The organism is Acinetobacter sp. 778_lipA, assembly GCF_058242985.1.
Genome location: NZ_JBZAYT010000001.1, coordinates 2,232,027 through 2,244,445, shown reverse-complemented (window position 1 = coordinate 2,244,445; position 12,419 = coordinate 2,232,027). Strand labels below are relative to the sequence as shown.

The window sequence follows — 12,419 nt, the reverse complement described above, 5'->3', positions numbered from 1 at the left end:
TAATTTAGAACAACTATACAATAACTCATGTTTAATAATATTTATTTTGCTTTGGAAAAATTGGGTCTTACTGCTCAAAAGCGTGTCATGCATGCGTCTTTTTCAAACACTGATCTTAATCAACTGGTATTTTTACAACGTATTGATGGGATGCATGAATTAAACAAAGGCATTCATTTACAATTGATTTGCTTGTCTACGTCAATGAATATTCCATTAAAGCAATTTATCGGTAGCCAAGTGGCTGTCGATATTGTGAATGATAAATCAGAACTCAATCGAATTTCAGGGATTGTGACCCAAGCAGATGTGGGCGCGAGCGATGGTGCGCTGACGATTTACCGCCTGACAGTTGAAGATCCAACCGCACTTTGGAAGCATCGTAGAAATTCCAGAGTGTTTATGAATATGTCTGCGCCTCAAGCAGTTGAAGTTATATTTCAGGAATGGCGCGAGCGAAGTCCATTGTTTGCTTCAAGTCTAACATTGGATAAAAGTGGCTTAACCAAAGACTACGATGTTCGCCCATTTATTATGCAGAATAATGAACGGGATATAGACTTTGTTCAACGTCTGCTTTTTTCTGAAGGGATTAATACTTTAATTGATGAAGCCCAACTTAAAGTATCGAGTTTCAGTGAACAAATTCAACCTCAAAAGCTTCGTTTGATTGACAACAATACTCAATACACCAGCTTAGAACGCAAGAATATTCGCTTTCATCGTAGCAGTCCCACCGAAAGGCAGGACAGCATTATCTCATTTATTGGACAGCGTTCTATTCAGCCTACATCAGTACATATTCAACGTTGGCAAGCCGATGTACTGGAAATAGAAGAAGGTGCAGGCAGTGTTCTAAGCAAACACAAGCATAGTGAAAACTACGACAATGCTAGTTTAGCTCTTGAGCAAGTTTGGCACTTTAGCCCAGCATGGATCCAAGACTTGAATGGAGAAGATGGTGCAACAGCATCAGGTAATCGTCAAATTGAACGTTTTAATGAAAATCTGAGTAACTACTATGACTCACAAGCCAAACAATTTACCGCAATATCTACAGTACGTGATGCACATGTGGGTTATATCTTTGAATTAAATGGGCATCCCGAAATTGATCAACACGATTTTTCCGATAAGCAATTCCTAATCATATCGAAGCACTTTTATAATCAAAATAATCTACCAAAAGAGTTGACCCATCAGGTTGAAAATTTGCTTAAGCAAAGCAATTGGCAAATAACCAATATCACGACAAACAATAGTGATGAACGCCAAGCCAATCAGTTGGTGCTACAACGTCGCAATATCACCACTGTTCCAGAATACAATCCATTAAAACATCGTCCGATTGCGTCACCCCAACGTGCCAGAGTGGTTGGTCCAAGTGGAGAAGAAATCCATGTGGATGAGTGGGGAAGGATCAAAGTACGTTTTCTGTTTACCCGCAATCAAGATCATAGCCACGATGGTGGTGCTGGTTCCAATGATAACGACACCGATTCAGCTTGGGTGGATGTACTGACGCCGTGGGCTGGTGAAGGCTATGGTGCACGATTCTTACCGAGAGTTGGAGAGGTCGTCGTTATAGATTTCTTCGATGGCAACATTGACAGGCCGTTTGTGGTGGGGCGTATTCATGAAGCGCATCGTCATCCAAGCAAGTTTGATGAAAAAGGTAAACTGCCTGATACCAAAAAACTGTCAGGAATAAAAAGTCGAGAGTATCAAGGCAGTGGCTATAACCAACTTAGATTTGATGATAGTACTGAGCAAATCAGCAGTCAGTTACAGAGCAGTCATGGGGTGAGTCAACTTAACCTCGGTAATTTAAGTCATCCCAAAGAGACAGACACTAGCGAAGGACGAGGTGAAGGCTTTGAACTGAGAACTGACCAGTGGGGTGCATTAAGAGCAGGACAAGGTTTATTACTGAGTACTTATGCTCAGGATTCAGCCTCGGGCAATCACCTTGATGTGACCGCGGGCATAAATCAGTTAGAAAGTAGTCTCAATAACTCTAAAGCATTAAGTGAGGTTGCCAAGAATCAGCAGACTGATCCTTTAGAAGTTTTAGATAATATCAAAGGCTTTATCGACGTATTGGCTCAACAAGATCCGAAAAAAGCAGATGAATTTAAGTCTGCGGTGATGATGTTGGCTTCACCAAACTCAATTGCGCTTACCAGTAATGAAGATATTCATCTTTCAGCAGATGGGCAAATTAGCCACACATCAGGCGACAGCATTAACCTAAGTACACAAAAGGCTTTGATTGGACATGCCAGCGCTAAAATTAGCCTTTTTGCGGCACAAGAAGGTGCAAAGTTATTTGCTGGAAAAGGTAAAGTTGAGATCCAAGCGCAGGGTGATGGGTTGGATATGATCGCACGTAAAGGCATTCAAATCATTTCAACCGAAGACGCAGTTTATATCATCAGTCCGAAGGAAATTAAGTTGGTCAGTGATGGTTCTGAACTCAAGATTAATGGTTCAGGTGTGTTTTCAACCACAGGTGGCTTATTTGAGGTGAAATCTGGGCAACAGAAACTGACTTCCCCAGCTTCTATAAATCCGCCAGCTTTAGACTTGCCTGATTGCTCTGCGAAACAAGGACAGGCAGCTCAAAATGGATCAGCGAAGGTGATCTTATGATGAGTGAGAACTTTCTACAACAAACGGCGATATCCTCTGAACTTCATTCCGTAGAAGCAATTTATCAAAAAATGCAAGCAGTCTTTAGCCAGCATCATCGGCTGTTAGTATTGCTTGATGAAACATTAGCGCCCGATGTTTTTGATGATTTAAAGAAGTGTTTAAGAGAACACAATATTATTTATATTCCCTTGGCAAAAGGCAATCGCTATAAAGACACACATCTGTTTTTTATAGAAATATTAGATGAAAAGATATTAAAAGAGATCGGACCACAGCTAGCAGAACATTTACTTAATAATTTTGAAATTTCCAATGATCAGTATTTAGTACATGGTTTTGGGGCTTCTCATTATGAAAATGATCAGTTGAACCAAAAGTTTAAAACCAGTTTGGTGTTGCAAGATATTGAATCCAAAATTTTATTTCGATGGTATGACCCACGAGTAATGATTTATTTAGATCATATATTCAATGAACAACAAATGAATAGTTTATTGGGAAATTTTACTCAATGGGAATTTATCCATCCTAGTGGATATTTTCACTGGGAAAATATCCAACAGAAAAAATTGCTGAAAAAAGCCATTACGCAAGTGAATGAACAACAATCCTTAGCTTTAGATTTGATTGAAATAAGTAATATTGTTTTTCGAAAAGCGCATGAATTAGAACAAGTTGATATCAATCATTTGAAATCACAACAGATTCTTAAAAATTTATATCAAGGACATGAACAATACCACATTACCAGATATGTCGACTTAGTCAGTTATGGCTTATATGCAGAGGTACTTGGGCACAGCTTTATGAAGCATCCTTATATTGTAAAAGTACTTCAACAATACTGGAACACTGAACCTGAAAATTATAATTTTACTGAAGCGATGAATTTTGTTGCTGAAGATTCTTGGGCATTGATTAAAACAGAAACATTGGAATAAGGAAAATAAAATGGGCGGTGATAAAGAAGCTTTTGCAAGAAGAGAAAACAAAAAAGCCGAACAACGTAGACAGGGAGAAGAGATTTTAGCTGCTCCAAATGCGATAACAAAAGCTGCTAATGCAGCAATACAAGTCAATCAACAAACTTCAGATGCAAAAGGCAGTAAAGACCAATGTAATTTTTGCCGAAAACTTGGTTTGCAGATTTTGCCTTTACGTTATACGGTAACTCAAGAAAAAGCTCCACAACTTTCATCACAACTTGGGAAAAATGTAAAAAACATAGCACTGTCATACTCCAAATATACAACTGAAATGATTGATTCTAGTTATATTTATGCAATGGTGAAGCGAAAAAAAGGTTATCAATGGATCGGCTACATCGTCACACCGCAAGGCTATTTATCATCTTTTCCATTAGACAAACCTGCACCCGTATCTGTGCTTGAGTTTGCATGTAAAGGAAATGAACATGCGTTATTTGCCTCATTTGTCACCATTGAATATATTGCAACGAATTTGGCCGAGAAGGCATATTTGATATACACCCACGCCCCCATGACTGATGAAAAAAGAAAAGAATACCAAGCGAAAGCGGATGAATATGTCAGTTCAGGCAAATGGCAATCTATAGATGTTGCAGGATGGGCTAAAGGATCATCACAACAAGAACATTGTTTAAACAATTCAACTTTAAAGGACGGCGTGAGTTTCCCTTTGTCATTTGGCTCTGACCGCTGGAGTAAACTGCTGACTAAATTTGCTGAGAAACCTAAAGCCTTTGCATCTATAGTGCTGTATGACCCAATTGGCATCACTGTAAAGCTAAATGAATATCGAAATGAAGCTTATGCCCCTGTAGATGATTATTTAGAAGCAAAAGATAAATACGGTGTCACCAATCAGCGTAAACTGGACTCAGTGCAACGTGTGGAAAGCATCGAAGGATCATTGCTTAAAAATAAGGCAAAAATCGTACAGCGCGAAAATGAAATTCATGAACAAACAGCACCAGCAATCGAGACAAGGTATCAATGGACGTTAAATATTATTGAACAGCAACTTGCAGATGCAAGGAGAAGAAATGATACAGCAGATATTGAGCAACTAGAACGAAGCAAAAAAACTCATATAGAAGATCATGAACGTAAAATGAAAAAACGTGCTGGTTATGGTGAAGAGGTTGGGGAAGCCAACTACCAAGCTGACCGCAAAGTTCTACTCGATAACTTAAACTATAAAGAAATAGAAGCGTTTAAGCAGGAAGCAGCACAAAAATATGACACAGCCTTGAAGGTTGCAAACCAACGTGCTCAAGAGCATTTGAACTGGGTTGTTTCTGAAAGTTTATTAGATGCTTTAGATGCCTATGATCAGAAAAATTTACGAAGTGGTTGTGCATTTAAAGCTCATGTAGCGTCTATGTTATTTGGAATGGAAGGTGCAGAAGTAGGTGCAAAACAGTTAGATGACTGGGTTAAAAAGCCAGAATTTGAACGTAAAAATTTATTTATTCGTGGCTTGTATAGTAATCAGTTAGAGGCCAAGGCAAAGCATGATGAACTGAAAAAAGCTGCAACTGATTTTACCGCTGTTGGTCTAAAAGCCATGAAAGGCACAATAGACTTTTTAAAGAAAACTGATTCTGCATGGGATGAATGGGCAAGGAATCAGGGAATAGACAAAAATAAAGGCAATATCGGATTTTTTAAAACAGAAAAGAAAGTGATGCTTTATGTTTCTAACTTTTCTCGAGTGGTCTTTAGAGCAGGTATGGGGACAACCGCAGAAAGTCGATTTGTAAGTGCAATTTCTCAAAAGTTACTTTTTGCTCAGATGGGGGATTTGGCTGAAAAATTAAGATTTGATCAAATTGTACATAATATAAATCCTGAAAAACAAAATTATGGAAATATCAAACTCAGTCCAGAACTCAGTGAAAGAGCAGCTAGTCAGCTTTCAAAAAATGCAAAAGAAGCAACAATGCGTTCTTTGGATGTATTGATCGATGATGCGATGGCAAAAAAACAACAAGTGGCATTGACCTTAGAAGAAATTGAAAAAGCGGGTAGTAAAGGTATGGCGAACAATACCAACAATTATCATCAGGTGAGGGCATCAGGCATTCTTGTATTTATAGAGGCGATTAATTTAGCGCATATGCTTAACTCTGGAAAATATAAAGACTCGGTACAAATTGCTGCTTTGGTGGCATCTGTATCCGCATTGATGGCTTTTGCTTTGGATATCTTTTATGGTCTAGCAAAAGGTGCAAGAGAAGTGGCGACTCAAACATCTTATGCAGGTGCTGGCGCAGCAGCCACACGAGGCGCAGCAAATATTCAAAGAGCAGGTATTAAATGGGCAGCAGGTAGTTTAAGTACTATTGCAGGGGGAATTACTGCTTGGTTAGATTACAACAAAGTTGAAAATTTGACTGGAAAGGAAGGAATACCTACCTCCTTAATTATATTATATTCAGCTCGTGTAGTTACAGGAGCTGCTGCTGCTCTTTTGGGATTATGCGCAACTTTAACCTATATAGGACCTTTAATGACATATTTAAACCGTGTTGGAGGTAGTCCATTGATTCAAAAGATGGGCGCTAAAGTTTTTGGTGAAACTATGGCTAAATATAGTGTTAAAAAGCTTACTCGAGAGATAGTACGGAATGCTTTACTGCGTTGGATTGCTTGGGCAAGTGGTATAGGTTTAATTTTAACTTTAGTTGAAGTCGCCTTTTTAATATATATGGAGGCAACAAAGCTTCAACGTTGGTGTCAGTATTCTACTTTTAGAGCTTTAAAAACCAATAAGCTAATGTCGGAACAACAAGAAGTCGAAGATTTTCAGACACTATTTGCATAATAGAGTAGTCATAGTATGAGTTTAAAAAAAACAGACCGAATGATTGATGAATTGTCAAATAGGCTTTTTATCGTAGAAGGCGAAGTAACTGATCTGTTGACCAGTGAAACCATGCAGAACTTAAATACCAATATACAAACGGGTACAGGTGCAATGGCTGTAGGCTCAGCACTTGTCGGACAGATCGGTACAGCTGCTTTAGCCAGTTTTGCTGCCAGTGATGAAGGAATAGAAGTCAGTGATTTTGCTTTAGAACTCACAGATAAAAATAATCAAAAGCATTACTTTAAGGGATGTTTTCCTGTAGTGATGTTTAAAAAGGGAGATATGGTTAAAGTGATTGCAGAATCGCTTTCGGGTCAAAATAAATATGCTTATGCAGCAACTATTATTGATATAAAGAATAATTATATATGGACTGGGCAAGAAGTTGTAAAAGGAAGAATGCAACATAGAATCACATCTATGAAGTTTGGACTGATTGTTGGGTTCCTATCAGTATTAACTTTCTGTTTATTTGCAATATTTGGTAAATATGGGATTTCACTTATATTTAATCCTCCTATAGGCGGTACTCTGTTCATTTGTTTATTTTTTTTCTTATTTATAGGCTGGCGTGTTGGTGCAAGTTTTGATGAGCAAAGTATTGAATTAGAATCTATTTTAAAAAAACTTGGGTTTAATAAGCCAAGTCGAATGAATTTACAAATTTTTGCATTGAGTGATTTAAGTTGGAAAAATCAAGAAAAAGATTTTATCCATGAGCGTTGGAAAGATTATACCTACCGTATTGATTTAGCCAAACAATATGATGAAGAAAAATATGGAAAAAAATGAGCTTAAAAAAAACAGACCAAATGATTGATGAATTGGCAGAAAGGCTTTTTATCGTTGAAGGCGAAGTAACTGATCTATTGACCAGTGAAACCATGCAGAACTTAAATACCAATATGCAAACAGGTACAGGTGTAATAGCTGTAGGTTCAGCACTTGTCGGGCAGATCGGTACAGCTGCTTTAGCCAGTTTTGCAGCTAGTGATGAAGGTATTGATGTTAGTGATTTTGCTTTAGAAATCACAGATAAAAATAATCAAAAGCATTATTTTAAAGGATGTTTTCCAGAAGTTAATTTTAGAATTGGTGACAATATTAAAGTTATGGCTGAGCCTTTTACAACAAAATATTCAATAGTAAAAGCAGTTATTGAACCAAAAAATCAATATATATGGACAAGTCAACAAATTATAAAAGGACGAATAAGATATAGGATTTTTGGGATAAAATTAATAGGTGGTGTAGGAATATTTGTCATGATAATTTTTATTTTATTTTCGATATTTGAGGATAATGGTATCTCATTTCTTTTAAGTCAGCCTATATTTATCTCTTTTTTTATTTGTTTATTTATTTGTTTATTTATTGGATGGAAAGTGGGGGCAAGCTTTGATGAGCAAAGTGTTGAATTAGAGGCAATATTAAAAAAGTTGGATTTTAATAAACCAAGTATGGCAAGTTTAAATGATTTTTCAGTTTTCTCAATAAATATAAAGAATAAAATAAAAAAGGATGAGTATCCTGATCGTTGGGAGCAATACACTTATCGTTTAGACTTAGCTAAACAATATGATGAACAAAAATATGGGAAAAAATGAATTATAAAAAAACAGACCAAATCATTGATGAATTGTCGAAAAGCCTATTTATTGTTGAAGGTGAAGTAACGGACTTACTGACAAGTGAAACCATGCAAAACTTAAATGCCAGTATGCAAACGGCTACAGGTGCAATAGCTGTCGGTTCAGCACTAGTCGGACAAATTGGGAATACTGCCTTAGCTAGTTTTGCAGCCAGTGATGAAGGTATTGAAGTTAGTGATTTTGCTCTAGAAATCACAGATAAAAATAATCAAAAGCATTATTTCACTGGATGTTTTCCAGTAGTAATGTTTAAAAAAAGAGATATGGTTAAAGTCATTGCAGAACAACTTTCGGGTCAAAATAAATATGCTCAAGTCAGTGCAATAATTGATCAAAAAAACAATTATATATGGACTGGACAAGAAGTGGTTAAAGGACGGTTTCGATATAGAATATTTGGAATAAAATTATTTGGTATAATGGGAGGAGGGGCATTATTAATAGGTATAATTACAGTTTCATTTATGGGTGCATTTAATAGTTTATTAGAAAATTATATGATTTTAACAATTTTAACAATTTTAACAATTTTAACAATTTTAACAATTTTAACAATTTTAACAATTTTAATTACTTTTATATTTATTGGTTGGCGAGTAGGTGCAAGCTTTGATGGTCAAAGTATCGAGTTAGAGGCGATATTAAAAAAATTAGGATTTAGTAAACCCAGCAGAATGAATTTACAAAATTTTGCATTGAGTGATTTAAGTTGGAAAAATAAAGAAAAAGATTTTATCCATGATCGTTGGAAAGATTATACCTATCGTATTGATTTAGCAAAACAATATGATGAAGAAAAATATGGGAAAAAATGAGTTTAAAAAAACAGACCAAATGATTGACGAATTAGCAGAAAGGCTTTTTATTATTGACGGTGAAGTCACAGACTTATTGACCAGTGAAACCATGCAAAACCTAAATGCCAATTTGCAAACGGCTACAGGTGCAATAGCTGTGGGTTCAGCACTTGTCGGTCAAATTGGGAATGCGGCTTTAGCCAGTTTTACAGCCAGTGATGAAGGGATAGAAGTCAGTGATTTTGCAATAGAAGTCACGGATAAAAATAATCAAAAGCATTACTTTAAAGGATGTTTTCCTGTGGTGATGTTTAAAAAGGGAGATATGGTTAAAGTAATTGCAGAACTACTTTCGGGACAAAATAAATATGCTCGTGCAGTAGCTGTTATTGATCAACAGAACAATTATACATGGACTGGGCAAGAGGTTGTTAAAGGAAGGATTCGCTATAGGGTTTTTGTAATGAAATTATTTGGAGTCATTAGTATTATTGTAGTAATTTTTGCTTTGCTTTTTGATTTTTTTATAACAAATTCAATAAAGCAAATGTTAATTAATAATATTGGTATTCAAATAATTTCTTTTTCATTTATATTAGTTTTTATATTCATTGGTTGGCGAGTAGGTGCTAGCTTTGATGATCAAAGTATAGAATTAGAAGCAATATTAAAAAAATTAGGATTTAATAAACCTAGTCGAATGGATTTACAACATTATGCTCTCAACGATTTGAGTTGGAAAAATAAAGAAGATAATAAAGGATATGTCCATGAACGCTGGAAAGATTATACCTACCGTATTGATTTAGCAAAACAACATGATGAAGAAAAATATGGGAAAAAATGAGTTTAAAAAAAACAGACCGAATGATTGACGAATTGACAAATAGGATTTTTATTGTTGAAGGTGAAGTAACTGATCTATTGACCAGTGAAACCATGCAGAATTTAAATTCCAATATGCAAACAGGTACAGGTGCAATGGCTGTAGGCTCAGCACTTGTCGGTCAAATTGGGAATGCGGCTTTAGCTAGTTTTGCTGCTAGTGATGAAGGTATTGAAGTTAGTGATTTTGCTCTAGAAATCACAGATAAAAATAATCAAAAGCATTATTTCACTGGATGTTTTCCAGTAGTAATGTTTAAAAAAAGAGATATGGTTAAAGTGATCGCAGAACCACTTTCTGGTCAAAATAAATATGCTTGTGCAGTAGCGGTTATTGATCAACAAAACAATTATATATGGACAAGTCAAGAAGTCGTTAAAGGGAGAGTAGGGTACAGATTTTCTACTATAAAATTATTTTTGAGTATAGGTATCATAGGTCTTTTTATATTCATACCTTTGTTAATGTTAATAGGAGATGGAATAGCTACATTAAAACATGAAGTTACTAGGCTCATTTTATTTATTTATTTATTTGTTTATTTGGTGGTTGGGTTGTTGGAGGAAGTTTTGATGAACAAAGTATTGAGTTAGAGGCAATATTAAAAAAACTCGGATTTAATAAACCCAGTATGGCAAATTTAAATGATTTCTCAGTTTTCTCAATGAACATAAAGAACAAAATAAAAAGGGACGAATATCCTGATCGTTGGGAGCAATACACTTATCGTTTAGATTTGGCTAAACAATATGATGAAGAAAAATATGGGAAAAAATGAGTTTAAAAAAATAAATCAAAATTTAAGGATATAACCAATATTCGTTACTTCCATTGATTTCACCCCAAATTTTGCTGATTAACTGATATTGGCAGATTAACTCCACCAATATCTTAAAATATGAAAGAAGATAGGGGCAGAAAAGCAGATAGAGTCAATCCGATCTAACATCCCACCATGACCATGAATCAACTGCCCCCAATCTTTGACACCACGGTCACGTTTGATGGCTGACATCACTAAACCACCGAAAAAGCCAAAGATACACACAACTAGTCCTATCAATGCAGCTTGTAGATAGCTAAATGGAGTAAGCCATGCCATAGCAACACCTAAAGCTGTGGCTAAAACGATCCCACCCACTAAGCCTTCAACTGTTTTTGATGGTGACAAGACGGGTGCAACCTTGTGCTTTCCAAAAAGCTTACCACAGACATATTGCAAAACATCGGATGCCTGAACGACCATAATCAGCCAGATTGCTAACCAAATCGGTTCACCTTTAAAACCATTAAGTTTTAAATTGAGTAATGCAGGCACATGGGAAATACAGAAAACACAGACCATGAGTCCCCATTGAATTTTAGAACTACGTTCAAGGAAGTGTTTGGTATCTTCTTGTTTTAAACTGGCAATCGGAATCAGTAAAAATACATAAAGTGGAATAAAAATTGAATATAAGCCGTACCAGTCGATATAGATCAAATAATATTGATAGGGAATAACAAAATAAAAGGCGATAAGTAAAGGAAAATAATCACCACGCCTTGTCGGCAATAGACTGGTAAATTCTCGTAGAGCGAACAGGGAAATAATCCCAAATAAGATAATAAATGCAGTTTGACCCAATAGAATTGCTGCGCCAATGACGATCAACATCACCCACCAAGCATTGATCCGTGCATTTAAATTATCAATCACTGATGAGGGTTTTTGCCCAGCTTTTTGTTTGAGAATAAAGCCTACACTAGATGCAAAAACTAAAATTCCCGCAAAAATACCAAATAAAAGATAGGTTTTATTCAGATTATCTAAAATCATTGATTCTCAACCTCTTTTAATAGTACTAGCTGCTTCTGTGCATAATCTATAAATGTGGCTTTATCCATTTCTAAATGTTGTTCTAAAGGAAAGCCAAAGCATACGGTAGACAGTAAAGGCAAAGGAACAAAAGAACCTTTTGGCATGACACGTCTTAGATTTGAAATCCAAACAGGGACAATCTCAATCTCAGGAAATTGTTTATGTAAGTTATAGAGGCCACTTTTAAAAGGTAATAGCTCAAGATCATCATCAAGATTTCGAGTACCTTCAGGAAAGAAAATAATGGAATACCCCTGAGCAAGAGCGTCTTTTACAGGTTGTAAAGGGTCTGCATTATCTTCGCGATTACGTTGAATCGTGACACCATTAAAGGTGTCTTTAATTAAAAATTGTCTAAAACCATCTTTCAGCCAATAATCTGAAGCAGCAACAGGTTTAGTTTTTCGACGCATCAGTTTGGGAAGTGAGGACCATAGTAAGATAAAGTCGATATGACTATTGTGATTGGCATAGTAAATACGTTGTTTCATCTCAGGCTGACAACCAACCCATAAGCTACGAGCACCAGTTAACAGTCGTGCGCCACGGCGTGTCAAAAATGCGATAAAGCGAGCAATAGAGTGTGATGCTAAATTTCCATTAGAAGAATCTAAGTGTTGAGTCTTTTGCTCTAAAGACTGTTTATTGTATGACTCTTTATCTTGTTCGGAACGTGGTTCAGGTAGTTGATTCATTCTTTAAGCCGATTGATA

Annotated in this window: 11 protein-coding genes; 9 read left to right on the top strand and 2 right to left on the bottom strand. The window is 36.0% G+C overall.

Going from position 1 to position 12,419, the window contains the following annotated elements; all coding sequences use genetic code 11:
* Positions 1 to 27: 27 nt before the first annotated feature.
* Genes AC4CUY_RS10690 through AC4CUY_RS10650 form a run of 9 tightly spaced genes read left to right on the top strand, consistent with a single transcriptional unit; the run spans position 28 to position 10,623 of the window.
* Entirely contained in the window at positions 28 to 2,652 is a 2,625-nt protein-coding gene (locus AC4CUY_RS10690) for a type VI secretion system Vgr family protein (protein ID WP_490774099.1), read from the top strand.
* Complete coding sequence (locus AC4CUY_RS10685; RefSeq protein WP_419327280.1) at positions 2,649 to 3,596, top strand: hypothetical protein; 948 nt, start codon at positions 2,649 to 2,651, stop codon at positions 3,594 to 3,596. Before AC4CUY_RS10690 ends, AC4CUY_RS10685 begins: the two co-directional genes overlap by 4 nt.
* 10 nt (positions 3,597 to 3,606) lie before the next feature.
* Positions 3,607 to 6,465, top strand: coding sequence for a T6SS effector BTH_I2691 family protein (locus tag AC4CUY_RS10680; protein ID WP_490774098.1), 2,859 nt, complete (start codon positions 3,607 to 3,609; stop codon positions 6,463 to 6,465).
* 15 nt (positions 6,466 to 6,480) lie between these two features.
* Positions 6,481 to 7,302: a putative type VI secretion system effector gene (locus tag AC4CUY_RS10675; RefSeq protein WP_419327277.1), complete on the top strand. Its 822-nt coding sequence runs from the start codon at positions 6,481 to 6,483 to the stop codon at positions 7,300 to 7,302.
* Positions 7,299 to 8,117, top strand: coding sequence for a putative type VI secretion system effector (locus tag AC4CUY_RS10670; protein WP_490774097.1), 819 nt, complete (start codon positions 7,299 to 7,301; stop codon positions 8,115 to 8,117). The genes AC4CUY_RS10675 and AC4CUY_RS10670 overlap by 4 nt, the downstream gene beginning before the upstream one ends.
* On the top strand, positions 8,114 to 8,977 hold the full coding sequence (locus tag AC4CUY_RS10665) for a putative type VI secretion system effector (protein ID WP_490774096.1): 864 nt from the start codon (positions 8,114 to 8,116) through the stop codon (positions 8,975 to 8,977). Before AC4CUY_RS10670 ends, AC4CUY_RS10665 begins: the two co-directional genes overlap by 4 nt.
* Positions 8,949 to 9,806 carry a putative type VI secretion system effector gene (locus AC4CUY_RS10660; protein WP_490774095.1) on the top strand — a complete coding sequence of 286 codons (858 nt, stop codon included), beginning with the start codon at positions 8,949 to 8,951 and terminating at the stop codon, positions 9,804 to 9,806. Before AC4CUY_RS10665 ends, AC4CUY_RS10660 begins: the two co-directional genes overlap by 29 nt.
* On the top strand, positions 9,803 to 10,438 hold the full coding sequence (locus AC4CUY_RS10655; protein ID WP_490774094.1) for a putative type VI secretion system effector: 636 nt from the start codon (positions 9,803 to 9,805) through the stop codon (positions 10,436 to 10,438). The genes AC4CUY_RS10660 and AC4CUY_RS10655 overlap by 4 nt, the downstream gene beginning before the upstream one ends.
* Before the next feature lie 38 nt (positions 10,439 to 10,476).
* On the top strand, positions 10,477 to 10,623 hold the full coding sequence (locus AC4CUY_RS10650; RefSeq protein WP_262775000.1) for a hypothetical protein: 147 nt from the start codon (positions 10,477 to 10,479) through the stop codon (positions 10,621 to 10,623).
* Between the two features lie 96 nt (positions 10,624 to 10,719).
* Here the strand turns inward: AC4CUY_RS10650 and AC4CUY_RS10645 are convergent, their stop codons facing one another.
* Both AC4CUY_RS10645 and AC4CUY_RS10640 read right to left on the bottom strand, forming a co-directional pair.
* The gene (locus AC4CUY_RS10645) at positions 10,720 to 11,664 is read right to left on the bottom strand and encodes a phosphatidate cytidylyltransferase (RefSeq protein ID WP_004719987.1); all 945 of its coding nucleotides are present in this window, start codon (positions 11,662 to 11,664) and stop codon (positions 10,720 to 10,722) included.
* A complete protein-coding gene (locus AC4CUY_RS10640; protein WP_336950976.1) occupies positions 11,661 to 12,401 on the bottom strand; it encodes a lysophospholipid acyltransferase family protein in 741 nt (246 codons plus the stop codon). Before AC4CUY_RS10640 ends, AC4CUY_RS10645 begins: the two co-directional genes overlap by 4 nt.
* Between the last annotated feature and the right edge of the window lie 18 nt (positions 12,402 to 12,419).

Excerpts from the sequence above, each read along its gene's own strand:
- AC4CUY_RS10690 (WP_490774099.1), top strand. The coding sequence starts at position 28 with ATGTTTAATAATATTTATTTTGCTTTGGAAAAATTGGGTCTTACTGCT.
- AC4CUY_RS10685 (WP_419327280.1), top strand. The coding sequence starts at position 2,649 with ATGATGAGTGAGAACTTTCTACAACAAACGGCGATATCCTCTGAACTT.
- AC4CUY_RS10680 (WP_490774098.1), top strand. The coding sequence starts at position 3,607 with ATGGGCGGTGATAAAGAAGCTTTTGCAAGAAGAGAAAACAAAAAAGCC.
- AC4CUY_RS10675 (WP_419327277.1), top strand. The coding sequence starts at position 6,481 with ATGAGTTTAAAAAAAACAGACCGAATGATTGATGAATTGTCAAATAGG.
- AC4CUY_RS10670 (WP_490774097.1), top strand. The coding sequence starts at position 7,299 with ATGAGCTTAAAAAAAACAGACCAAATGATTGATGAATTGGCAGAAAGG.
- AC4CUY_RS10665 (WP_490774096.1), top strand. The coding sequence starts at position 8,114 with ATGAATTATAAAAAAACAGACCAAATCATTGATGAATTGTCGAAAAGC.
- AC4CUY_RS10660 (WP_490774095.1), top strand. The coding sequence starts at position 8,949 with ATGATGAAGAAAAATATGGGAAAAAATGAGTTTAAAAAAACAGACCAA.
- AC4CUY_RS10655 (WP_490774094.1), top strand. The coding sequence starts at position 9,803 with ATGAGTTTAAAAAAAACAGACCGAATGATTGACGAATTGACAAATAGG.
- AC4CUY_RS10650 (WP_262775000.1), top strand. The coding sequence starts at position 10,477 with ATGGCAAATTTAAATGATTTCTCAGTTTTCTCAATGAACATAAAGAAC.
- AC4CUY_RS10645 (WP_004719987.1), bottom strand. The coding sequence starts at position 11,664 with ATGATTTTAGATAATCTGAATAAAACCTATCTTTTATTTGGTATTTTT.
- AC4CUY_RS10640 (WP_336950976.1), bottom strand. The coding sequence starts at position 12,401 with ATGAATCAACTACCTGAACCACGTTCCGAACAAGATAAAGAGTCATAC.